Raw genomic sequence first — 22,611 nt, 5'->3', positions numbered from 1 at the left:
TTCAGGGCGGGAGGATAAACACTCCTGCTCTTTTATTATGAATATTTAGGGGGAGCAACATGAAGGGATACTTTGTATCGAATATGATGAAGATCGTCCGGAAATTGGAGCTGACAGCCAAAGCAATGCATGTCTATTTCTATTTAGCTGAGTGCAGCAACATCAACGGCGAATGCTGGCCGTCTAAAAAGACGATTGCACAGGCTTGTAGGGTCAGTGTAGCGACGGTAACGCGGGCTTTAAGAGAACTGGAAAAGGCGGGTATGGTGATTTCCGAGCCGCGTCACCGTCTGAATAACGGACAAACTTCAAACCGGTACACGGTATTCACCGAGCCGCAGGTTGCGGAGCCGACAGAAAGATTTTATCTCTAAGATAGCTAAGTGGAAGCCTCTACGTAAGAGAAAATATGAAAGTGATAAATTTGGTGATGGGTAAAATGCAGCCATAAATAACTCTTAATAAGCAATGCCCGCCCTCTTTTTCCCCTGCTTTGGAAGAATGGGAACCACACAGAAAAAGTAAGAGCAGATCAAGAATAATCCTGGTCTGCTCATTTTTTATGAATGGAGATTAGAAATGAAATATCTAAAAATTATCGGCCTGCCGGCAATCGTTTCAGCTAGGCACCGGATCGTGATCGACAAAAGCATACGCAAGCTTTATGGCATCCATGAAACGTCAGAGGTCTACATGCAATGCAATAAAAACTGTTGATAATTACTCTTGCCCACCATCGAAATCCGAGTAGGGAGCTAAAGGAGCTTAGCATCGGCCGGTTTAATCTTCCGGTCGAATGGGCGCGGTCAAACCACATCCAGATCGGGGACTGTGTTTACCTTGTGGCCACTACCGAAGGGATTATTATCTGTCCGAAAGGGACCGAGTTTTTGTGTATAAAAGGGGAGAGAAGCTATTGAATATTTTAGGATGCCCATTAAAAATATCAGCAACGAAGCAAATTTACTTTCCTAGACTCTACATCCAGCATTTTGGAATATCACCTGATAAGTCGGTCACAGTCATTCGGGAAAATCACAAAGACTATTTTGTTTACCGGATTGATGTCGGCCATGATCTACATGAAAATGAAACCCGTGTGGTTATTCGTAATGGATTCACAACCATACCGACAAAATTTATAAGGAGCAATGGATTAGAGCCAGGGAAAGATAATTTATTCTTGCTGGGCATCGAGAACGGGCTAAAGGTCAGCGTGAAGAAGGATATGCTATAAAAAGCGGAAGTACTTCCGCTTTTCGCGGGGAGAGGAACTATCCTTCTCCTTTGCGCATGTCGGTATAAATCAGATCGCAGAAGTACGATATATGAGACGTTTTTGGAAATCAATGCTTAAAGACGAGGACAAAATAAAAAAGCGGAAGCACTTCCGCTTTTCGCAAAACAGCGAAAGGGGAGTCTCCCGTAAAAAGGCTGCTTAAAAATAATTAAGCACTTGCAAATTACTAAAATTTGGTATATAATTCAGCTTGTGGAAAATAAAAAAGCATCCACAGGCGAAAAACTGTCTGCAAAACAGTTAATCGCCTTGCGCCATAAGTGGGAGAAGACCCCATTATGACTTGTGAATGCCGTTTATGCGGTGTTATTTTAACACGCATTTCGGATACATGTCAAGGTCTGTACCCTTATGTCGTAGTGAGGGTGCAGACTTTTATTTTTCACAACGAACTCCACAATGACAAGCATTGTGTACCTCATCGTGACCGATGCAGTCACACGCGAGGTTGGCGCTCCTTGACAATTTAGTAAGTCAAGACCAACATTTGAATTCCATCTTCAAATGTTCGTGTCGACTTGCTATTATATGCTTGCCGGAAGAGTAATACCGGAGTTTATTGGACCGAACCAAAGTTAAGCTACGCAACGATGAGCGAAAATATGAAACGAGGTGGTACAAAGCTCGGAGCGAGCCTCTGAACTCCCTGAAAACGCGATTGAACTTATCTGCACCAGAAATGTGGATATGCGGCGGTACCGGCTTCTGGATACCAAGCAATCAATTTATGATCATATCTCTCTGGCTATGTGGTCAGCATAACTAGGGAGTTATCATAAAAATATATATTCTGGATTTTTATTTGAGAATACATATTTTTATGATAACAGGGGCAAAAGCGTTTGCTTTTACCCTCATATCATAAAGCTGGTCGAGGTGACTGGATTCGAACCAGCGGCCTCTACGTCCCGAACGTAGCGCTCTACCAAGCTGAGCCACACCTCGAAAAATGCGGCCCCAAAATTGGGGCCATGGCTGCGGAAGAAGGATTCGAACCCTCACAAACAGAGTCAGAGTCTGTCGTGCTACCTTTACACAATTCCGCATCAAAATATTTCAAACAGCAAGAATTATTATACCAAAAACCAGAAATTTGTCAATCCTTTTTTAAAAATAAATCTTTAAGTTTTTTAATTTGTATTTAACACAAATGGATTGATAAATAATCGAAGGTAAGATATAATTGAAACAATTTATATTAAAATGGATTGTGTGCCAAACGGCATACGAGTGATTAAGGAGGAATTCACAGTGATACTCAACCATACCATAGAGGCTTTGCTCGACAGGCGGGCGGTTCGCGCTTATCGGCCTGAGCAGATTTCAGAGGAAGAGCTGACAGATATTTTACTCGCGGCAAAATTTGCCCCGTCAACCATGGGGATGCAGGCAAGGCATTTTACCGTGATTCAGAATAAACAGCTGCTTGCGGAGATTGTTTCCGTCGCTGTGGAAAACGGCGCGAAATTCGTTCCGGGCCATGTGCCGTTCTACAACGCTCCCACCGTCATTGTTTTGTCGGCCCCGGAATCGGCGAAATATAACCGCGAGGATTGTTCCTGCGCAATCATGAATATCATGCTTGCCGCTCAGGCATACGGGCTTGGAAGCTGCTATATCTGTTCGGTCAACGACGGCCTGCGCGACGATCGCATCAAAAAGCGTCTTAAGCTGCCGGATCAGTGCATTCCGTTCGGCTGCGTTACCGTGGGGTATCCGAGCGAAAATGCACCGGCTCCCAAAGAGCGCCGTGACGATGACATCAGCTACGTAAGATAATTGTATTATTATATGAAAATGTTGGTGAAGCATGCGGGCAAAATCCGCTTGCTTCAACGGCGGCCATAACATTTTGATAGAACCCTCCCTGTTGCAGGAGAGAAGCAGCTTAGCTCCTCCTTTAAATAGGGAGGGTTTGCTGTTTACGGCTTTATAGCTTTTTCCTGATTTTCAGAACTCCTTGACAATAGGGTTTAGCAGGTATACAATTGAGAACATGGAAAAGCAATACGATGCGCAGAAAATCTCAAGGTGTCTCCTGGATACTGTGGAACAATTCAATAAATACGATAGAAGATCCCGCACCTTTGGCACGGATCATGAGCTTTTTATTGCCGAAATACATTTGATCGATTTTATCGGAAGCAACGAAAGTTACTGTATCTCCGATATTGCCAAGTCCATTCGGGTGACAAAGGGCGCCGTTTCTCAAATGGTAAAGAAGCTTGAGGAAAAAGGGTATCTGATGAAGGCGGCGGATTCCGGCAATAAAGCGAGGGTCATTGTGCGGCTGACGCAAAAGGGCCAAAAGGCTTTTGAAGAGCATCGCCGCTATCACAAAGAGCTTGACGGGAAAGTTTTTGACGTAGTGCAAAACTATGACGGACAGAAGCGCGCGGTAATCTGTGAGTTTTTAGAGGAGATTCAGAAAAAATGGGAATAGTGCTGCAAAGCGCTATTTTTTTTGCAAAATCGTATAGCAGCTAAACGGTTAGGAAGGGGCAATTTTCATTGAATAAAAGATTGGCTATGATGGAGAGCGGGAAAGTGAATACCGCTTTGCTGTACTTAGGAATGCCGACGATCATCGGGCTGCTGATGACGGGGTTTTACAATTTTATCGACAGCTTCTTCGTGGCGCAGCTGGGTACCGCGGCGATGGGGGATATTTCCATTGCCTACCCGCTTGTCACGTTCATTCCCGGAATCGGGCTGCTCTTTGGAAACGGGGCGGCGGCGTATATCTCCGAGCTTCTCGGGGCGGGCGAAAAGAAAAAAGCGGAAATCGTGCTTTCGTCGACTCTTTTTTACTGTGTTCTTGCAAGCGTAGGGTTTCAGTTCGTCCTGCTGTTTCTGCGTCCGCTGCTCAGGGCAATGGGCGCTTCCGCCGAGGTGATGCCCTATGCGATGGATTATACGGGAATCCTGATTGTCGGCTTCCTGTTTCAGATCCCGTCCATCTGCCTGATGAACCTCGTGCGCGCCGAAGGTGCGGTAGCGCTCAGTACGTGGTCCCAAATCGTGGGTTCCGTGGTAAATATCATTTTGGACCCGATCTTTGATCTGGCCGCTTAAGATGGGGATTTTGGGCGCCGCCGTGACCGATGTCATCGGGCAGTTCATCAGTGTTGCGATTCTGCTGCCGTATTATCTGAGAGGGAAAAGCTACTTGACCCTTTCCGTCAAAAATATCCGTTTTCAATCGTGGTTTATAAAGCCGATTCTCAAAACGGGGATTCCCATCTTTACGATCAACCTTTTTCAGAGCCTGTCCATCAGCGCGGCAAACGTTGTGGCTGCTCCGTACGGCGACAACACCATTGCCGCGCTGGGAATCGCCAACCGCATGGTGGGGATGACCACGTTTGCCATTACCGGATTTTCAAGAGGGTATCAGACCTTTATTTCCTATAATTACGGCGCGCGGCATTTTGACCGTATTAAAGAGGCCACCCGGAAGGCATATCTGTGGGCGATTTCAGGCGGAGTGATTCTGGCGGCTCTGCAAATTCTGTTTGCGCAGCCGATTGTTGCCGCGTTTTCCAGGGACCCCGCCGTTATTAAGCTGGGCATACGGGCAATGATCGGGGCAAGCGTTTTGTTCTTCACCTATGGCTTTCAGGCGATGGCGATCGTATATCTGCTCTGCATCAAATACAGCAAGTCCGGATTTGTATTCAGTATTTCCAGACAGGGGATCATCTATCTTCCGATTCTGATCCTGATGGAACGTCTGTGGATGGAAAACGGGATTTACTACGCGCAGGCGGTCGCCGATCTGATTACGACCTTAGTGATGCTGGTCTTTTTTGTGTGGACCAGACAGAAACGGACGGATGCTTTGCGGGAGTTACCGCTTCGGACAGACGTTTTATCCCCGGTACAGGACAGCGAAGCATGCTCCGCGGCCGTGAATGAGAAAAACGCAGATGCGCAGGATTTCTCTGCGGATGACAGGGAAGGGAAGAACTGAGAACAAAGAAATGCCTTGATCGGATTATCAAAGCCGATCAAGGCATTTTTTATGCATGGTTTATTTTTAATTATTTGGTGTTGGTATCCTGTATCAGCTGAATCAGCAGCTTTTCCGCTTCCGTCGCGTCCGCGCGGCCCCGTGTCGCTTTCATAACGGAGCCCAGAATGGCCTTGAGCGCCTTTTCCTTGCCGGAGAGGTAATCCGACACCGCGTTGGGATTGGAGGCAATAGCCTGCTCGCAGACGGATTTAAGAGCGTCCGCATCCACACCGCCCATATCGGCCTCACTGATCAGCTCGCCCGGAGCTTTCCCGGTGTCGAGCATTTTTTCAAGCGTCGCCTTCAAAAGGTTCATTTTGATTTTGCCTGCGTCCAGTAACTTCACAAGCGCGTTTAAGTTTTCGGGCGTTACATTCACCTGAAAGCTTTCTTTCGCGCTGTCGCCGTCCAGACGGCTGAACATCTGTCCGATCATGCAGTTAGCGATGACCTTCGGATTCTGAACGCCGTCAATGGCGGCTTCAAAATATTCCGCAATCCGGCGGTATTTAATCAGCTGCTGCGCGTCGGCTTCGGGAATTCCGAATTCGGCCCGATAGCGCTCCAGCCTTTGATGGGGCAGCTCCGGCAGCTTTTCCCTTAATTGGGCGACCGTCTCTTCGGAAACCTGAATGGTCATGAGGTCCGGCTCGCGGAAATAGCGGTAATCGTGGGCGTCTTCCTTGCCGCGCATGCTTTCGGTGCAGTCGTCCTCCTCGTTGTAGCGGCGGGTCTCCTGTACGACCTTTTCGCCGCTCTGCAGCAGGTCGATCTGGCGGTTCACCTCGTATTCCATCGCCTTGGCCATGTGGGCAAAGGAGTTCATGTTTTTTATTTCGGTTCTTGTGCCGAATGCTTCGGTCCCCTGCGGACGTACGGAAACGTTCACGTCGCACCGCATGGAGCCCTCCTGCATTTTACAGTCCGAAATACCGAGAAAGCGCATGACGAGCTGCAGCCTTTCCAGATATTCCCTCGCTTCGTCAATGCTGCGGATATCGGGCTCGGTAACGATTTCAATCAACGGCACGCCGCCGCGGTTGTAATCCACATAGGTGCTGCCGCGCTGGTGGACCAGCTTGCCGGCGTCCTCTTCAATATGGATGCGCAGGATACGGACCTTTCTGCCGTTGCTCAGTTCCACATATCCGTTTTTGCACAGCGGCATATCGTACTGTGAAATCTGGTACGCCTTCGGAAGGTCGGGGTAGACGTAGTTTTTGCGGTCCATTTTGGAAACCGGGCTGATTTCGCAGTTTGTCGCCAGACCGGCCATGACGGCGTATTCGACCACTTTTTTGTTCAGCTTGGGCAGCGTGCCCGGCAGCCCGATGCAGACGGGGCAGCAGTGGGTGTTCGGGTCGCCGCCGAACTCCGTGGTGCACGAACAGAAGATTTTCGTTTTGGTGGATAATTCAATATGAGTTTCCAGTCCGCAGACCAGCTCGTAATTGCTCATAGTTTCACCCCCATGTCCGCAGAACAAAAGACCGTGTTTCCCACGGCCGATTCATACTGATGCGCAATATTCAGGATGACCGCCTCGCTGAAGCTGCTGCCGATCAGCTGCATGCCGATGGGCAGGCCCGCGGCGTCAAAGCCGCAGGGGATGGAGACGGCGGGCAGGCCCGCGATGTTCACCGGCACGGTGCAGATATCCGTCTGATACGTTTCCACCGCGTCCTGTGCGGTAAAATTCAGCGGGAAAGCCGTCATGGGGACGGTGGGGGCGAGAATCGCGTCGCATCTCCCGAAAGCGTCCTGAAACGCTTTGACCAGCGTGCCGCGCAGGTTCTGTGCCTTTTTATAATACGCGTCGTAGTACCCCGCGCTCAGCACGTAGGTGCCCAGCAGAATTCTGCGCTTAACTTCCTTGCCGAAGCCCTCGCTGCGCGTTTTGCAGATCATTTCATTGCGGTCGCCGTAGTGCGGGGTGCGGTAGCCGTAGCGGATGCCGTCGTACCGCCCGAGGTTGGAGGAAGCCTCCGCGCACGCCAGAATATAGTACACCGGCAGGCTGTATTTTAAAGCGGGCATATCGAAATAGACGATCTCGGCGCCGAGCGACTCGTAGACCTTCAGCGCGTTCTGTACGGCGCCGTTCACATCGTCGCGGATGCCGTCGAAGTATTCCTTCGCAATTCCGATTTTCATACCCCGGATGCTGTTGTTCAGGCTTTCGCCGACCGGTTTTCCGGTGTTGCCGCGGCAGGTCGAATCCTTTTCGTCGTACCGGGAAATCGCGTCGTAAACCAGCGCGGCGTCCTCTACCGTTGCGGTGATCGGCCCGATCTGGTCAAAGCTGGAAGCGTAGGCGATCAGCCCGTAGCGGGAAACGGCGCCGTAGGTCGGTTTTAAGCCGACCAGGCCGCAGAAGCTCGCGGGCTGACGGATAGAGCCGCCCGTGTCGGAGCCAAGGCCGTAAACGGCAAGGTTGCCGCCGACCGCGGAGGCGACGCCTCCGGAGCTGCCGCCCGCCACGCGGGAAAGGTCGTGGGGATTCAGCGCCCCGCCGAAGCACGAGGTCTCGCAGGAGGAGCCCATGGCGAACTCGTCCATATTTGTTTTTCCGAGCAGTACGGCGTTCTGCCGCTGCAGAATATCCCACACCGTCGCGTCGTAAATCGGGTAGTAGCCCTTCAGTATATTGGAACAGCAGGTGGTTTCGATCCCTTTGGTGGAGATATTGTCCTTGAGGGTCATCGGAATTCCCGCAAGGGGAGAAAGCGTTTCACCGGAAGCGATTTTTTTGTCCACCGCCTTCGCCGTTTCCATTGCCAGCTCCGCCGTGGGGTTGACATAGGCGTTGATTTTTCTGTTGTCGCGTTCCATCGCGTCGATATAGTTCTGTGTAAGCTCCTGACAGCTGATCTGCCGGGACTGCATCAGCCCGTGCAGCTTTTTGATCTGACTTTCCATCCGTACCTCCTACACGCGTTTTTTGACCAGAAAATATCCGTCGTCCCGGCTCTCGGCATTTTTTAGTATCTCTTCCCGGTCATAGGAAGGGACGACGGTGTCCTCCCGGAAGACGTTGGAGAGGTTATTGATGTTGTCAAAATCGGAAGCGTCGGCGCTGGCGGCGTTGATCGTGTCGGCAAAGCCGATGATTTCGCTCATATCCTTCGTCAGCTCGTCCAGCTCTTCGTCACTGACGGAAAGCTTCGCCAGATTGGCGATATTCAATATTTCCTCATGGGTAATCATGAAAGCCCTCCTTTGGGCCGGGCCAAAAACAGGCTCCGGGCTTATTTTCTCAGCTTAATGTGAACCTCGCGCAGCTGCTGCTCGGTGACTTCTCCGGGGGAGCCCATCAGCACGTCCTGCGCGTTGGAGTTCATCGGGAACGCGATTACTTCGCGGATGTTATCCTCGCCGGTCAGCAGCATCAGCATCCGGTCCACGCCCGGGGCCATGCCCGCGTGCGGGGGCGCGCCGTACTGGAACGCGTTGTAGAGCGAGGTGAATTTGGTTTGGATATCCTCCTCGGTGTAGCCAGCGATTTCAAACGCCTTGACCATCACGGCGATGTCGTGGTTGCGCACCGCGCCGGAGGAAAGCTCCACGCCGTTGCAGACGATATCGTACTGGTAAGCCAGGACCTCCTCCGGCTTTTTGGCCGTCAGCGCCTCCATTTCACCCTGCGGCATGGAGAACGGGTTGTGGGTGAAGACGTAGTTTCCGGTGTCCTCGTCGATCTCGTACATCGGGAAATCCACAATAAAGCACAGTTCAAACGCGTCCCTGTCGATCAGGTCAAGCCTTTCGCCAAGCTCCGTGCGGATCTGTCCCGCAAGCTTCGGGGCCGTCTCGCAGTCGTCGGCGATGAAGAAGATCACGCAGCCGGGCTTCAGCCCCGCGCGGCGGGCCAGCTCCTCGCGTTTGTCGTCTGGCAGATATTTGTTGATCGGGCCCTTGTACTCGTTTTCAGCGGTGACGCTGATATAGCCGAGGCCCTTCATGCCGATTCCTTCCGCGAATTTCAGCATGTTCTCGAAGAAGCTCTTTGGCTGGGCAACGCAGTCCGGCACGTTGATCGCGCGGACGGTTTTGCCTTTGAACGGGGTAAAGGCGGTATCTTCAAACAGGTCGGTAATATCGATAATGGTAAGCGGGTTGCGCAGGTCGGGCTTGTCGGTGCCGTATTTCAGCATGGATTCCTCGTAGGGAATGCGTACAAACGGCGCTTTGGAGACCCTTTTATCGGAAAATTTTGCAAAGGTCGCGCCCAGCACTTCCTCCGCGACCGAAAAAACGTCCTCCTGCGTGGCGAACGCCATCTCAAAGTCGAGCTGATAAAACTCGCCCGGAGAACGGTCGGCCCTCGCGTCCTCATCGCGGAAACAGGGGGCGATTTGGAAATAGCGGTCGAAGCCCGATACCATCAGAAGCTGCTTGAAAATCTGCGGAGCCTGCGGCAGGGCGTAGAATTTTCCCGCGTGTCTGCGGCTGGGAATCAGATAGTCGCGCGCGCCCTCCGGAGAAGATGCGCTGAGAATCGGCGTCTGGATTTCCAGAAAGCCCATGTCCGTCATCTTGCTGCGCAGAAAAGAAATCAGCTGGGAGCGCAGGACAATATTCTCGTGTACCTTCGGGTTACGCAGATCGAGAAAGCGGTATTTTAAACGGACATCTTCCTTGGTTTCCTTCGACAAATCCACTTCAAACGGCAGGCTGTTCAGTGTTTTGCCCAGCACGGTGAGGGCGGAGACCTTTACCTCCACCGTGCCGGTATTAATTTTGGGATTAACAGTGTCTTCGTCGCGCAGTATAACGGTGCCGGCGGCGGTAATGGTGCATTCTTTCGTTACATTTTCCAGCAGGCTTTCGTCGTAAACAACGATCTGAACTACGCCGTAGTGGTCGCGCAGATCCAGAAATTTTACGCCGCCGTGGTCGCGGATGTTTTCCACCCAGCCGGCCACGCGCACTTCGCTGCCAATGTCCTTTTCGCTGACTTCCCCGCACAGATGGGTGCGGTACTGGTTCACACAAATCATAATTCCGTTAATCCCCTTTAAGCACTTTCTTAATTTAAAGCATAATTATACCATAAAATGCATTTTTCGGCAACGGGAACTCCGCCGTTTTTCCGCCGATTTGCACTTTATCACTTTACTATATCATATTTTGCAGGGAAATGCGATACAAAATTCATTCCGCCTTTACAATATTCAGGAGTACGTCCGCCATGCTGTCCATGGACTGGACCGGGATATATTCGAACCGGCCGTGAAAATTGTGGCCGCCGGTGGAAAGGTTGGGACAGGGAAGACCCATATACGAAAGCCTTGCGCCGTCCGTACCGCCGCGGATAGCCACGATCTCCGGCTCCACGCCCGCGTCCTTCATGGCCTTTTTTGCCTTTTCAATGATAAACATATGCGGCTCTATTTTTTCCTTCATATTATAATAGGAATCCTGAAGGGTGAGCTCAATGGTATTGTCCCCGTATTTTTCGTTGAGATAGCGGGCGGCTTTTTCAAAACGGGCTTTTTTCTCCGTAAACTGGTTCATGTCGTGGTCGCGGATAATATAGCGCAGAACGGTTTTTTCCTCGTCGCCCTCCATGTGGCTCAGGTGATGGAAACCCTCGTAGCCCTCGGTACAGGCGGGAATTTCGTTCGGGGGAAGCATGGAGTTGAATTCAATGCCCATCAAAAGCGCGTTCTTCATTTTGTTTTTCGCGTCTCCCGGATGAATGTTCACCCCGTTTACCGTGACCGTCGCAGCCGCCGCGTTGAAATTTTCGTACTCGATTTCCCCCAGCTTTCCGCCGTCCACCGTATAGGCGTAATCCGCTCCGAAATGTTCGACGTCGAACCTGTCGGCCCCGCGTCCGATTTCCTCGTCCGGAGTGAAGCCGACCGCGATTTTTCCGTGCTTTACCACGCCGCCGCCCAATTTTTCCAGAAGGGTCATGATTTCCGCCACACCGGCTTTGTCGTCGGCGCCCAGCAGGGTGGTGCCGTCGGTGACGATTAAATCCTTGCCCTTGTAATCGCGCAGGCTTTCAAATTTTGCGGGACTCATTACGATCTGTTTTTCCTGATTGAGGACGATGTCCCCGCCGTCGTAATTTTCCACGATTTTCGGCTTGATCCCGGCGCCGCTCGCGGACGGGCTGGTGTCCATGTGGGAAATCAGCCCGATCACCGGCAGCTTTTCCTCACAGTGTGCGGGAAGCGTGCCATAGACGTAGCCGTTTTTGTCCATGTGGGCGTCGGAAAGGCCCAGACCCTTCATTTCCTCCACCAGAAACTTTGCCAGCGCCTTCTGCTTTTCGGTGCTGGGGCAGACGTTTTCCGGGGCGTTTTCGTCAGAGGTGGTGTCAAAGCCGACGTATTTCAGAAATCTTTCATATGCTCGCATGTTATGCTTCTCCTTTATCCGATGGAAATCCGCCGCATCGGCGGGATGCGGACTAGAGCGTGTATGTAAATCGGAAAAACGACGGATATTTCGCTGAGAAGGAGGGACTTCAAGGAAAAAAGCACCCGAATCCTTTCCGTATTCGGAGCATTTTTGACGACTAAGGAACCCTTCTCAGTAGAAATAGACTAGATTTTGGAGTTTGCATACACGCTCTAATTCCATTATTTGTTAATGTACCCTATTTTACTACGATAACCCGGAAAAAACAATCAGTTACCGACGGACCACGCGCTTTTCAGGCAGTCTACCGCCGCGCCGATTTCCCCGAGGGGAACCCCGGCAAAGCCGAGCCTGATTCTGGAGGTCCCCTCCTGCGGCGGCATGGTCCGAACGCCCTTCTCCGCCGCAAGGGCACAGAGCTCCTGTGACATCAGCCCGGTTTTTACGTCCAGAATCAGATACAGAAACGTCTCCTCCAGCAAAATATCGACGCTGTCGCCGAAAGCGCTTTTCAGGGCTTTGATCAGCGCGGTGCTCTTGGCGGCGTACAGCTTTCTCAGCCGGCGCAGGTGGCGCTCCAGCTGTCCGCTTTTCACGTACCCGCTCAGAGCCAGCTGTTCGATTTTGGAGGCGGTCTGGTTGTAGCGGCTGGCCCGCTCGCGGTAGCGTTCCAAAAGGTTTTCCGGCAGCACCATATAGCCGATACGCACCGAAGGAAGCAGAAGCTTGGAGAAGGAGCCGATGTAAACGATGCTTTCTCCGCCCGCCATGCTCTGCATGGCCGGAATCGGACGCGCGTTGTAGCGCAGTTCGCCGTTGTAGTCGTCCTCAATGATGATCGCGTCAGTTTCCCGCGCCCAGTTCAGCAGCTCGGACCGCCTGCCCATGGGCAGGCTTGTTCCCGTGCGGACCCGGTTGGAAGGACTGACAAACAGCAGCTTTGCGCCGCTTTTTTCCAGCGCGTCCATCCGGATGCCGTTTTCGTCCGCCGGCAGCTGCAGGACGGACAGTCCGCAGTCGGAGAAAATCTGCTCGGCCTGCAGAAATCCCGGCTCCTCCATGGCAACGCGCGTATCATCCCTGTTTAATAATCCGCATAATATGGTTAACAGCGGCTGCGTGCCCGCGCCGATGACGATCTGCTCCGGGGAAGCGACCACCCCCCGGACGCTGTAGCTGTAGGCAGAAAGCGCCTCGCGAAGAGCGCGTTCCCCCTGATGCTCGCCGTATCCGGCGATGACCTCCTGACGGTTCAGCACGTCGCGGATATGGCGCCGCCAGGCCTTGATGTCGATATTGTCGCTGTCCACACAGTCGCTGCCGAAATTGTAGCGGATGGGAGGGGCGCTCGGCAGAGGGGTTCCGATGCGGCGGGGCTTCTGGCGCCCGTCGTCGTGCGCCACGGTCAGGACAAAATAGCCGCGCTGCGGCCGGGGCTGGATATAGCCTTCCACGCAAAGCTGCTGATACGCGTTTTCCACGGTCGTGCAGCTCAGTTTTAAATCCTCCGCCAGCTTGCGGATGGAAGGAAGACGTTCTCCCTTCGCGAGATGTCCGGCCTCAATGGCGGCTTTCATAGTGAGATAAAGCTGCTGATAAAGCGGGGTGCCCGAATCGGCGTCCAAAATCAGATAATCGTAGGTCATGAGCTTCCTCCAAAAACTGTACTGATCATTTTTTTATTAACTGTATATTTCAACACGAACAGTTATACGCTATTATTATAGCACAGCTTTAAAGCAAATCAATCATTGGAGTGTTTAGATGATGAAAACGAACCGGTCTTCTGCGACGGGAACCTATGTCATGACGGCGCTTTTTGCCGCGATGATCTTTGTGGTTACGGCCTATGTCCTTCATATCCCTACGCCCGCGACGGGCGGATATATCCATCTGGGGGATTCCATCCTCTATCTTGCGGCCAGCGTTCTGCCCGCGCCGTTTGCCATTGCCGCCGGGGGAATCGGCGAAGCGATGTCCGACGCGCTGACGGGGAGCGTAGCGTACGCGCTGCCGACCTTCCTGATTAAATCGGCCATGGTCCTCTGTTTTTCCGCGGCGGGCAAAACGATCCTTCATAAGCGCAATGCCGCGGCGGCCGTCGCTGCCGGGGTGATCTGCATCGCCGGATACTATCTGACGGAGGTCGTTTTCCTGCACAGCTTTGTTTCTCCGCTGGCAGAGATCCCGGCCAATCTGGTGCAGGCAAGCGCCAGCGCGGCGGCTTATTTCCTGCTGGGCAACGCGCTGGACCGGCTGAATATCAAAAACCGTATCGGCGTCCTTAATTAAGAATCATTTATAGTTTGGGGGTATCATCATGAAATTCAATACAAATCAGCAAAAGACGACGGTCAATGTCGCGCTGACCGGCCTGATGGGCGCGCTTGTGCTGGTGGGAACATACTTGAACGTTCCGATTCCCGTGCTTGGCGACAAAACCATGATCGGCCTCGGCAACGTGTTCTGCATCCTGTCCGGCCTGCTTTTGGGGCCGGTTTACGGCGGCGCGGCGGCGGGAATCGGTTCGTTTATCTTTGACCTGATCGGCGGCTGGGCCTCCAGCGCGCCTTTTACGCTGGTTTTTAAGTTTATGATGGCGTTTGTCTGCGGCACCATTGCCTGGGGCGGGAACAAGTCCGCGAAAAAGCTTTCCCGCCTGATTCTTGCGGCGGTCGCGGGTTCCTTGAGCTACTGCGCCCTGTACCTCGGCTATTCCTATGTGAAGGAGCTGCTCATCGGCTCCGCGGTGCAGGTCGTCAATATTAAAATCGCGACCAAAGCCGCCGCAACCCTCACGAACGCGGTGATTGCGGACGTGGTGGCCGTACCGCTGTTCCTCACCATTCGGAAGGCGCTCGACAGAAACCATGTCGGAGGAAAACTTCAGGAATAACCACCGCAATATTGTTAATTTTTTGCGATCATGCTATAATATACTCCTTGTTAAAAAGTACAGCGGCAGATATTGGAGTATAGGATAGATGAAAGAAAAAAAAGACCGTAAAATCAGAAGTTCCATCGTGCGCGACTCTCTCGATACCTTCGGCACCAATGTCTTCGGCTCGCTTTTGGGGCTGATTGCCAGCCTGCTGGTGCTCAACCGGGTTCAGCCGGCGGTCAAGGGCCTTTACAATACCGTGCAGCTTTGGGGCGGGGGCTTTTCCTCCCTGCTCGGCCTGAGCGTGAACGCCGCCATTATTTATTTTGTGTCCCGCTATAAGATTCAAAACACCAAACGAGCCGTCCGTCGGCTTACACTCTGGATTTCCGCCGCCATCGTGGTGGTGGGGGCTCTTTGTATGTTCCTGTTGCGGGATAGCTCCTTCTTTGCCGGGACGCCCGTTTCCTACCTTGTTGCCATCGTCATTTACGGCGTAAGCTCCATGGTCCTGAACAACTGCATTGCGATTCTGCGCGGCGAAAACAAATTCCGTTCCTATAATATGGTTGTGCTGATTCAGCGAATTCTCGTGTTTGCCCTTGCCATGGCTATTTTTCTGCATCCTTCCGCCGCCGTGTGGGTTTGGGCGACCATTTTGATTTCTCTGCTGATGATTTTGCTGTCCCTGTACAGCATCCGCCGATGGAGCGGCCCCATGCCCGTTCCCGCGCCCGAGGACGATTTCCCCGTGCACACGGGCAGCCTTGTGCGGTACAGTCTGAAAGCCCATGTGAGTAACGTCATGACCTATATCAACCAGAATTTCGGCAGCTATATCGTGCAAGGGAGCTACGGCCAGAGCAATTTTGCCGTTTACAACGTTGCCTACACCATGATGCAGCAGGTCTGGATTCTTCCCGACGCCGTGAGCCAGGTCATCATGAGCCGCCTCGCTTCCATGAAGGAACAGAGCGACAAGCTCCGCCTGACGCTGATTTCCTGCAAAATCGTCACCTATATTACCATGGTTTCCGCGCTCCTGCTCGTGGCGGTGGCGAACGTGCTGGTCCCGGTGATCTTTCCCATGTACCGTGGGGCCGTCGAGCCTTTGTGTTACTTGATTATCGGTTCGGTCTTCATTTCCTACGCCAAAGTGCTCAACAATTCCATTTCCGCTTACGGGCGTCCGGAGCTGAACATTATTCCCACCGCGCTCGCCATCGTGGCCAACCTTGTGTTCAGCCTGCTCCTGATTCCCAGAATGCAAATTAACGGCGTGGCGCTCGCCACCTCCATCACTCTGACTCTGCAGGGCCTGAGTTCCATCGTGATTTTCTGCAAGTTTACTAAAACGCCTTTCTACAGGCTCCTGATTCCGAGCAAAGAGGAAATTTCCATCGTACAGAAAATTATCAAACGATAATGTGATAATAGAAAAAAGCCTGTGGGCCTCGGCCCGCGGGCTTTTTTCATTCAGCTTTAAAATAAAGAACATACAACCGTCACATTGCGCCAATATAATAACCATACGTCAGGAAGATATTTCCAATTTTTTAGAATGGAGATGCAAATCATGAAGGATCGTATGGTAAAACGGGTGGAAGCGGTGCTGCTGGCCGCCGTTTGTACTGTCGGACTTGCGGCATGTTCCTCACAGACAACGGCCGCGTCCGCAACGGCGGCACAGTCGGCTTCCCAGCAGGGCGCGGACGATCAGACGACCGTGTACGGCAAGGTGACGGCGGTTGACGGCAGCAAAATCACTCTTGCTCTGGGAACCTTGAACCGCGGAGAGGGCGGCGGGCGTCAGGAAAGCGGGAAAGACCAGGGCGGCGCTTCCGGCAATGAACAAAAGGGCGACCCTCCGTCGAAAGACAATACTGCGTCTGGCGGCGACAATTCCGAAGGGAAAAATCAAAGGCAGCAGGGTTCCGGCGGCGAAGGCGGATTTGAAATGCTGACGCTCACCGGCGAAACAAAAACCATTACCATCTCCGACGAAAGCATCCTTACCAGACAAAGCATGCGGGGAAACCGGCAGACTCCGGACGGAAAGACGGAACAGGGGACGGGTTCCACTGCTTCTTCCGCAGGGGATACAAGTGATACATACAGTACAAAAGGAGTAAAGAATACAAATGGTAATGAAAGCGGAGAGTCTGCTTCCCTCAGCGACATCACCGTTGGCAGCGTGTTAAAGGTCACCAGCGAAACGGGAAGCGATCAGCTGGTTTCCGTACAGATTCTGGGCGGGGGTACGCGCGAAAAACCGGAAGAGTTGAGCAGTTCAAGCCAGTCCTGAGGGAGGGGGCATAAAACTGCCTGCCGGAAGCAAATATTCTCAGCCGCCTCAAAGAACCTCTGAAAACAAAAAGCGCTTTGATACGGCCCTGAAAAGGACAGCTCAAAGCGCTTTTTTTTAAAGAAGGACTATTCGGCAACACCCTCAGAACGGGGGACAAAGACACGATTTGTTGCAGTTTGCAGCCTGAGTGTTATTGATTGCGGAAACGGGACAGAAACTCCTTAGTGCTCTCCTGCTGAGGATTGGAAAAGAGCTCCTCAGGCGTGTTTTCTTCCGCTACCACACCGTCCGCCATAAAGACCACACGGGAGGAAACATCGCGGGCAAAGGCCATTTCATGGGTCACGATCACCATGGTCATGCCTTCCTGCGCAAGATCGCGCATAACCTGCAGCACTTCGCCGACCATCTGGGGGTCCAGCGCGCTGGTCGGTTCGTCAAACAGCAGCATTTCGGGCTCCATAGCCAGCGCGCGCGCAATGGCGACACGCTGCTGCTGTCCGCCGGAAAGCTGGTGGGGCTTTGCGTTGATGTATTCGCCCATACCGACCTTCGTCAGGTATTTCATCGCGGTTTCTTCCGCGGTTTTCTTATCTTTCTTGAGTACTTTCGTTGTACCGGCCATGCAGTTCTGGAGCACGGTCATGTTGTTGAACAGATTAAAGGACTGGAACACCATTCCCACCTTGGAACGGTACACGTTCACGTTGCTCCCCTTGGAGGTGATGTCTCTGCCGTGAAAGAAAATCTGGCCGGAGGTCGGCGTTTCCAGCAGGTTGATGCAGCGCAGGAGCGTGGATTTGCCGGAACCGGAAGCGCCGATAATGCAGATGACGTTCCCGTGATAGGTTTCAAAGTCGATGTCCTTCAGCACCTGATGGTCTCCGAAGCTTTTGCTCAGATGGTTTACCCGCAGGATCGGGGCGTTTACTTCTTCCATGTTTGATTGCCTCCGTGCTTCTTAACAGGATTGTGGCCGCAGGGGTCGGCCATCATGTCGATCTCTACCAGAGAGTAATAGCCGGAGCCGTCGATTTTGCGCTCTATCCAGCGCAGCAGGCGGGAGCAGGTAAAGGTCATGATGAAGTAGATCACACAAATGATAAAGAATACTTCAAAATACCGGAAGTAGGCGCCGGCGGCGGAATTTCCGGAGAAGAACAGTTCCGTGACGGAAATGATGTTCAATACGGAGGTATCCTTGATGTTGATAATCAGATTGTTGCCGATCTGCGGAAGGATGTTGCGCAGGGTCTGCGGCATAATGACGCTTACCATGGTCTGCCAGTGCGTCATGCCGATCGCCTTTGCGGCCTCCGTCTGACCCACGTCGATGGAGTCGATGCCGCCGCGCACGGTTTCCGCCATATATGCGCCGGTGTTGATGGATACGATGAAAAACCCGGCGAACATCGCGCTCATATCCACGCCGAACATCTGCTTGGAGCCATAATAGAGCACCATGGCCTGAACGATCATCGGGGTTCCGCGAAAAACTTCTATGTATACGGCTAAAATAAACTGCAGGACCTTATACAGAATTTTGATGATCGGATTGGCTTTTTTATTGTAGGGCAGGGTCCTTAATACGCCGACCAAAAGGCCGATCAAACATCCGATCAGGGTGCCGACCAGCGCCAGCATCAGCGTTACGCCCGCCCCGCGCAGAAAAATCATTCCGTATTTGTCGAGCAGATACAGTACCCAACCGAAAAAATCGGCTTCGTTGGGGAGATTCATAGATTACACTCACTTCCTGCCTGAACGCAGTCAATCATTATTGAGCCATCGGCTGTTTTGAAATCGCATCCTGCATGATTTTGTCGCGGTCGGCTTCGCTGACTTCCGCAAGGGCTTTATTTATGGCTTCTTTTAAGTCCGTGGCGGATTTTGAAACCGCAATACCGAGGTCGACGTCTTCGTCAGACGCCTTAAAATCGTCTCCGCTGGCGGAAAAGTCTAGCATGACAAGATTTTTATTCGTAGAGGAGGCGGCCATGGCCGTCGGCTTGTCTGTCACAAAAACCTCGGTTTTGCCGGAGGTCAGGGCCACGATCAGCGCGGGAACATTCTTCATGGCCGGCTGGATTTTCGCGTCCGGGATCTGTTTGAGCATATCGTACCAGATGGTGTTCTGCTGGGAAGTGCAGGAAGCACCCTTCAGGTCGGCCACACCCTTGGCGGAAGCGTATTTGCTGTCGGACTTTACCAGAGCGTAAATGGAGGCTTTGTAGTAAACATCCGTGAAATCGACGGTCTGCAGACGCTCCTTTGTAATGCTCATGCCCGCGATCGCCGCGTCCAGCTTACCGGAGGAAACACCGGGGGCAAGACCGTCCCATTCGGTCTTGACGATTTGCAGGTCGTATCCGATTGCGTCGGCAATCTTCCTGGCCATCATAACGTCGTAGCCGTTGGCATACTCGCCGCTGCTGTTGGAAATCGGGACCGCACCATTGGAATCATCCGCCTGAGTCCAATTGTACGGGGCAAACGCGCACTCCATACCGACCTTGAGCACCTTTTTTGCAGCGGTGCTTTCCGCGCCGGATGCGGCGGGAGCGGGGGACTGTGCATCACTTTTGGAACAGCCCGCCAAAGAAAACAGGCTGATCGCCATCGCCGCACAGAGCACGGCGGATAAAATCCTTTTTGTCTTTTTCATAATAATACCCCTTCCGTTAAAAAAAGCAATACCGGCAAACCGCCGGTGAAATCCTAAGTAAAGCAGATCGATATGCAGGAAAAATGGATGAAGACTGCAAAAAAACGCCGCTTTATCTGTTGAACCTGCTGAATTATTGCAAATTATAATATGATTATAGTGAAATGTCAATGGCTGTTTTTTGAAAAATCATGCATCAGATTGGGCTGTTTTATGCATTTTGCACCTTGTTAGAGCGTTAAAGCAACATCCTCTGAAAAAATATTTTTATGCTGACCGTTCAACCCTTTTTCCTGAAACTGCATCGTCATAAAACAGCGCGGGAAAATACGCTTTGCCGGGGCTTTCAAAAGCCTGTTCGGGGCGTGTTTTTTCGCGTCTTAGCATTCCGATTTATTCCATTTGTGTCATAAATTCATTTTGCGGCAGCTCTTTTCATTATATAAAGCGGATTTTCAGAACAGCTGCTTTGCCAGAACGCAGAAGAAAGGCATTGTCGCCACGGAAAACAGGGTCGTCAGCGCCACGGACTTGGAAGCGAGCTTTGCGTCCCCGCCGAACTGGACCGCAAACATCGCGGTGGCGGTAGCCGACGGAGCGGCGCAGAGCAGTAAAACGGTGGAGGCCACGGTTTTGTCAATTCCAAACGGGAGCATCAGCAGAAGGGTCAGACCCGGGAGCAGGACCAGCCTCAAAGCGGAAAGCAGGTAAAGGCTGCGGTCCGTAAACAGCTCCTTCAGGTTGATTCCGGAAATGTAGATTCCCACCACGATCATGGCGAGCGGCGTGTTCATCGAGGCCAGGGAGCCGATCGGCGATTCCAGAATTTCCGGCAGTCTGATTGAGAACGCAAAAAGCGGAAAGGCAACCGCCAGCCCGATGATTCCCGGGTTGGTGGCGATCTTCTTCCAGCCCGGAGCGCGTTTGCTGCTGACGCTGGTATAACCGTGCGTCCACATAAAAAAACTGAACACGGCGTTGTACATGGAAGCGTAGGCGACTCCTGCGCTGCCGAAGACGGCTTCCACAAGCGGGATTCCCATATATCCGCTGTTGGAGTAAGCGGCTGCGAAGCGCAGGATTTTTTTCTGGTAATCGGGGTTTTTCCGAAAGAAGAGCATGCTGGCGAGAATCGCCAGGCCCATGGCAAAAGCCGACCAGAACACGGCGGAAATCAGCTCTTTGATCCCGATCTGTCCGATGATGCTCTGCAGCGAGGCGATAATCAGGCACGGCGTTACCACATACAGCAGAATAGAAGTAATCTGCTGCGCGCCGCGCTTCGTAACCATCCCGGTTTTCCCGCAGAGATAGCCGATGAAAATCATGATAAACAGAATCACGACCTTCTCAAAAATGGTCAAAAAGGAAATAAGCATCAGAAATCCGCCCCGATCTTTGTCAGATGGGTCTTTGCGCGGGCCGGGGATAATTTGATGGTGTAGAAATGATTCAATTCAAGCGTCCTTTCCGCAGAGATATTATATTGAGAGGGGCTAAGGGAGCTTTCTGGCATGGAAGAGCTTTTCTATGGTCCTGACAACCGCGTCGCTGTCCTGACTGCCGATGATCTGCGGGGCCGCTTTCTTCAGGCTGTCCGCCGCGTTGGCGACCGCATAGCCGTAGTCCGCCGCCGCGATCATGCCCGCGTCGCTCTCGTCGTCGCCGAAAGCGGCGACCTTTTCCATCCCGTAGCGCCTTTTCAGTTCCAGTACGGCGTTTTCTTTGGAGGCTTCCACGCTGTAGATTTCCAGAAAATAGTGCCCTTCGTTGTTCCGGTCGGGGTAATAGACCGCGCTGATTTGTCCGGCGCAGCTCAGGCTCAGAATTTCTTCGCGCAGCTTCCGGATGGTTTCCAGCCGGTCAACCGCCATGATATAGACCACGTCGCGGTTTTCGGGCAGCGGGTTGCAGATATAATTTTTTAAGGGCCGCAGCTTATGTTCGTGGTAAAAGCGTTCCTCCGCCGCGTTGGTAAAATCGCCGTAATAAATATGAAGGATATCGTTGATGATCGTGTGCACAAAGCAGTTCAGCCCGTATCTGTCAAATACCCCCAGCACTTCCTTCGCCGTCGCGTAAGGGATATTTTTGCTGTAAAGATAGGTTTTTTTCCTGATATCATACAGTGCTGCGCCGTTCATGGCGATCACCGGAAGCGAAAAAGAGATTCCTTTCAGGATCGGCTCCATGGAAGAGGACGAGCGTTTGCTCGCCACCGTGATCATAGCGCCCCTTTGCAGGAGCTGATTCAGCTTGAAACGGGTGAAATTGCCGATCTGCCCGCCGGAATTGGTCAATGTGCCGTCCAGATCGCTTACGAACAGCAGATCGCCGTTTTTTCTGCGGGGAAGCTGGAAGGCGTTCACGCCCAGCGACACAAAAATGCCGATCAGCGTGTCTAAAATTCTGTTCAGCGCGAAAAAATAAGGACTCGCATCCTGGCCGTGAGAAACGGTAATGCTCATAAAGACAACGCAGGTAATATAGGAAGCGGAGGTCTTTTTCGCGAGTACGGTAAGATAGATCAGCGGGATAATTACGGCGGAAATCAGCAGATATTTCAGCACCGGCACCTCCGGCGGGATAAAGCTCTTTTCCGCCATCATGACCAGCATGCCGGCGGTCCCCCCGATAAAGGTGCCGATGATGCGGTTAAAGGCGACCTTCCGGCTGTTGGAGACATACGGCTGCATACACAGAATTGCGGCGATTGCGGAATAAAACGGAATTCCGTCTCCGCGGACAAGATAGATCGCGAAGCAGAGGAAAACCGCCACAGAGGATTTGATGATTCGCATTCCGATTTTGGGCATTTGCAAGAACTCCTAAAACAATATTCGTTTTTATTAGTTTACCACAACACTGAAAATTTGCAACGTTCATCTTTTGAAAAATGAATCCTTATATATTGTTTATACTTTTCTGCAATACCCAATATCATCTTTGTATAAACCATAAAAATTCCCGAAGTCGGGTGTAAGTCTTAAAAAAGGAATGCGCTCCAAACCGACTTTCGCTAAGTCCGTTCGAGGCGCATTTTTTGTATAATGATAAGACTGTTTTA

General features: G+C 52.1%; 22 protein-coding genes and 2 tRNA genes. 11 read left to right on the top strand and 13 right to left on the bottom strand.

What is annotated here, in order from left to right; all coding sequences use genetic code 11:
- Positions 1-59: 59 nt before the first annotated feature.
- The 3 genes from ACRQU7_RS12715 (at position 60) to ACRQU7_RS12705 (ending at position 1,237) form a co-directional block, all read left to right on the top strand.
- The gene (locus ACRQU7_RS12715) at positions 60-374 is read left to right on the top strand and encodes a helix-turn-helix domain-containing protein (RefSeq protein WP_444641237.1); all 315 of its coding nucleotides are present in this window, start codon (positions 60-62) and stop codon (positions 372-374) included.
- Positions 375-579: 205 nt separating this feature from the next.
- On the top strand, positions 580-717 hold the full coding sequence (locus tag ACRQU7_RS12710; protein WP_444641236.1) for a hypothetical protein: 138 nt from the start codon (positions 580-582) through the stop codon (positions 715-717).
- Positions 718-916: 199 nt separating this feature from the next.
- Entirely contained in the window at positions 917-1,237 is a 321-nt protein-coding gene (locus tag ACRQU7_RS12705; RefSeq protein WP_141825652.1) for a hypothetical protein, read from the top strand.
- Between the two features lie 931 nt (positions 1,238-2,168).
- On the opposite strand, the gene ACRQU7_RS12700 is transcribed toward ACRQU7_RS12705, so the two are convergent.
- A tRNA-Pro gene (locus ACRQU7_RS12700) sits at positions 2,169-2,245 on the bottom strand.
- Positions 2,246-2,272: 27 nt separating this feature from the next.
- A tRNA-Gln gene (locus tag ACRQU7_RS12695) sits at positions 2,273-2,346 on the bottom strand.
- Between the two features lie 205 nt (positions 2,347-2,551).
- On the opposite strand from ACRQU7_RS12695, the gene ACRQU7_RS12690 reads away from it, so the two are divergent.
- The 4 genes from ACRQU7_RS12690 to ACRQU7_RS12675 all read left to right on the top strand — a co-directional run bounded on the left by ACRQU7_RS12690 (position 2,552) and on the right by ACRQU7_RS12675 (position 5,273).
- A complete protein-coding gene (locus ACRQU7_RS12690) occupies positions 2,552-3,079 on the top strand; it encodes a nitroreductase family protein (RefSeq protein ID WP_444641235.1) in 528 nt (175 codons plus the stop codon).
- Between the two features lie 268 nt (positions 3,080-3,347).
- A complete protein-coding gene (locus tag ACRQU7_RS12685; RefSeq protein ID WP_444641234.1) occupies positions 3,348-3,743 on the top strand; it encodes a MarR family winged helix-turn-helix transcriptional regulator in 396 nt (131 codons plus the stop codon).
- Positions 3,744-3,811: 68 nt separating this feature from the next.
- Positions 3,812-4,375 (top strand): MATE family efflux transporter, encoded by a 564-nt coding sequence (locus tag ACRQU7_RS12680; protein ID WP_444641233.1) that lies wholly within the window; start codon positions 3,812-3,814, stop codon positions 4,373-4,375.
- Between the two features lies 1 nt (position 4,376).
- On the top strand, positions 4,377-5,273 hold the full coding sequence (locus ACRQU7_RS12675; RefSeq protein ID WP_444641232.1) for an MATE family efflux transporter: 897 nt from the start codon (positions 4,377-4,379) through the stop codon (positions 5,271-5,273).
- 70 nt (positions 5,274-5,343) lie between these two features.
- On the opposite strand, the gene gatB is transcribed toward ACRQU7_RS12675, so the two are convergent.
- The 6 genes from gatB to pdxR all read right to left on the bottom strand — a co-directional run bounded on the left by gatB (position 5,344) and on the right by pdxR (position 13,336).
- Positions 5,344-6,774: an Asp-tRNA(Asn)/Glu-tRNA(Gln) amidotransferase subunit GatB gene (gene gatB / locus ACRQU7_RS12670; protein ID WP_444641231.1), complete on the bottom strand. Its 1,431-nt coding sequence runs from the start codon at positions 6,772-6,774 to the stop codon at positions 5,344-5,346.
- Positions 6,771-8,234: an Asp-tRNA(Asn)/Glu-tRNA(Gln) amidotransferase subunit GatA gene (gene gatA, locus ACRQU7_RS12665; RefSeq protein ID WP_444641230.1), complete on the bottom strand. Its 1,464-nt coding sequence runs from the start codon at positions 8,232-8,234 to the stop codon at positions 6,771-6,773. The genes gatB and gatA overlap by 4 nt, the downstream gene beginning before the upstream one ends.
- A 9-nt stretch (positions 8,235-8,243) precedes the next feature.
- Complete coding sequence (gene gatC / locus ACRQU7_RS12660; protein WP_038324946.1) at positions 8,244-8,522, bottom strand: Asp-tRNA(Asn)/Glu-tRNA(Gln) amidotransferase subunit GatC; 279 nt, start codon at positions 8,520-8,522, stop codon at positions 8,244-8,246.
- Between the two features lie 41 nt (positions 8,523-8,563).
- Positions 8,564-10,315 carry an aspartate--tRNA ligase gene (gene aspS, locus ACRQU7_RS12655; protein ID WP_444641229.1) on the bottom strand — a complete coding sequence of 584 codons (1,752 nt, stop codon included), beginning with the start codon at positions 10,313-10,315 and terminating at the stop codon, positions 8,564-8,566.
- A gap of 154 nt (positions 10,316-10,469) precedes the next feature.
- Positions 10,470-11,687, bottom strand: coding sequence for a peptidase T (gene pepT / locus ACRQU7_RS12650; RefSeq protein WP_444641228.1), 1,218 nt, complete (start codon positions 11,685-11,687; stop codon positions 10,470-10,472).
- 272 nt (positions 11,688-11,959) lie between these two features.
- Positions 11,960-13,336 (bottom strand): MocR-like pyridoxine biosynthesis transcription factor PdxR, encoded by a 1,377-nt coding sequence (gene pdxR / locus ACRQU7_RS12645; protein WP_444641227.1) that lies wholly within the window; start codon positions 13,334-13,336, stop codon positions 11,960-11,962.
- 118 nt (positions 13,337-13,454) lie between these two features.
- Between pdxR and ACRQU7_RS12640 the strand changes: the two genes are divergently transcribed.
- The 4 genes from ACRQU7_RS12640 to ACRQU7_RS12625 all read left to right on the top strand — a co-directional run bounded on the left by ACRQU7_RS12640 (position 13,455) and on the right by ACRQU7_RS12625 (position 16,876).
- Positions 13,455-13,982: a TIGR04002 family protein gene (locus ACRQU7_RS12640; RefSeq protein ID WP_444641226.1), complete on the top strand. Its 528-nt coding sequence runs from the start codon at positions 13,455-13,457 to the stop codon at positions 13,980-13,982.
- Positions 13,983-14,010: 28 nt separating this feature from the next.
- Entirely contained in the window at positions 14,011-14,586 is a 576-nt protein-coding gene (locus ACRQU7_RS12635) for an ECF transporter S component (protein WP_038324939.1), read from the top strand.
- 88 nt (positions 14,587-14,674) lie between these two features.
- Complete coding sequence (locus tag ACRQU7_RS12630; protein WP_444641225.1) at positions 14,675-15,997, top strand: lipopolysaccharide biosynthesis protein; 1,323 nt, start codon at positions 14,675-14,677, stop codon at positions 15,995-15,997.
- A 150-nt stretch (positions 15,998-16,147) separates the two neighbouring features.
- Positions 16,148-16,876 carry a hypothetical protein gene (locus ACRQU7_RS12625; RefSeq protein ID WP_444641224.1) on the top strand — a complete coding sequence of 243 codons (729 nt, stop codon included), beginning with the start codon at positions 16,148-16,150 and terminating at the stop codon, positions 16,874-16,876.
- Positions 16,877-17,069: 193 nt separating this feature from the next.
- On the opposite strand, the gene ACRQU7_RS12620 is transcribed toward ACRQU7_RS12625, so the two are convergent.
- The 5 genes from ACRQU7_RS12620 to ACRQU7_RS12600 all read right to left on the bottom strand — a co-directional run bounded on the left by ACRQU7_RS12620 (position 17,070) and on the right by ACRQU7_RS12600 (position 22,360).
- On the bottom strand, positions 17,070-17,819 hold the full coding sequence (locus tag ACRQU7_RS12620; RefSeq protein WP_141825595.1) for an amino acid ABC transporter ATP-binding protein: 750 nt from the start codon (positions 17,817-17,819) through the stop codon (positions 17,070-17,072).
- The gene (locus ACRQU7_RS12615) at positions 17,807-18,619 is read right to left on the bottom strand and encodes an amino acid ABC transporter permease (protein WP_444641223.1); all 813 of its coding nucleotides are present in this window, start codon (positions 18,617-18,619) and stop codon (positions 17,807-17,809) included. The genes ACRQU7_RS12620 and ACRQU7_RS12615 overlap by 13 nt, the downstream gene beginning before the upstream one ends.
- 37 nt (positions 18,620-18,656) lie before the next feature.
- Positions 18,657-19,544: a transporter substrate-binding domain-containing protein gene (locus tag ACRQU7_RS12610; protein WP_444641222.1), complete on the bottom strand. Its 888-nt coding sequence runs from the start codon at positions 19,542-19,544 to the stop codon at positions 18,657-18,659.
- 455 nt (positions 19,545-19,999) lie between these two features.
- Entirely contained in the window at positions 20,000-20,923 is a 924-nt protein-coding gene (locus ACRQU7_RS12605; protein ID WP_444641221.1) for an AEC family transporter, read from the bottom strand.
- Between the two features lie 117 nt (positions 20,924-21,040).
- The gene (locus ACRQU7_RS12600; RefSeq protein WP_444641220.1) at positions 21,041-22,360 is read right to left on the bottom strand and encodes an HAD-IIB family hydrolase; all 1,320 of its coding nucleotides are present in this window, start codon (positions 22,358-22,360) and stop codon (positions 21,041-21,043) included.
- Between the last annotated feature and the right edge of the window lie 251 nt (positions 22,361-22,611).

It is taken from the genome of Caproiciproducens puteiluti, assembly GCF_052442865.1.
GTDB lineage: Bacteria > Bacillota > Clostridia > Oscillospirales > Acutalibacteraceae > Caproiciproducens.
The sequence above is the reverse complement of the archived record's forward strand: the minus strand, read 5'-3'. Positions and strand labels throughout refer to the sequence as shown.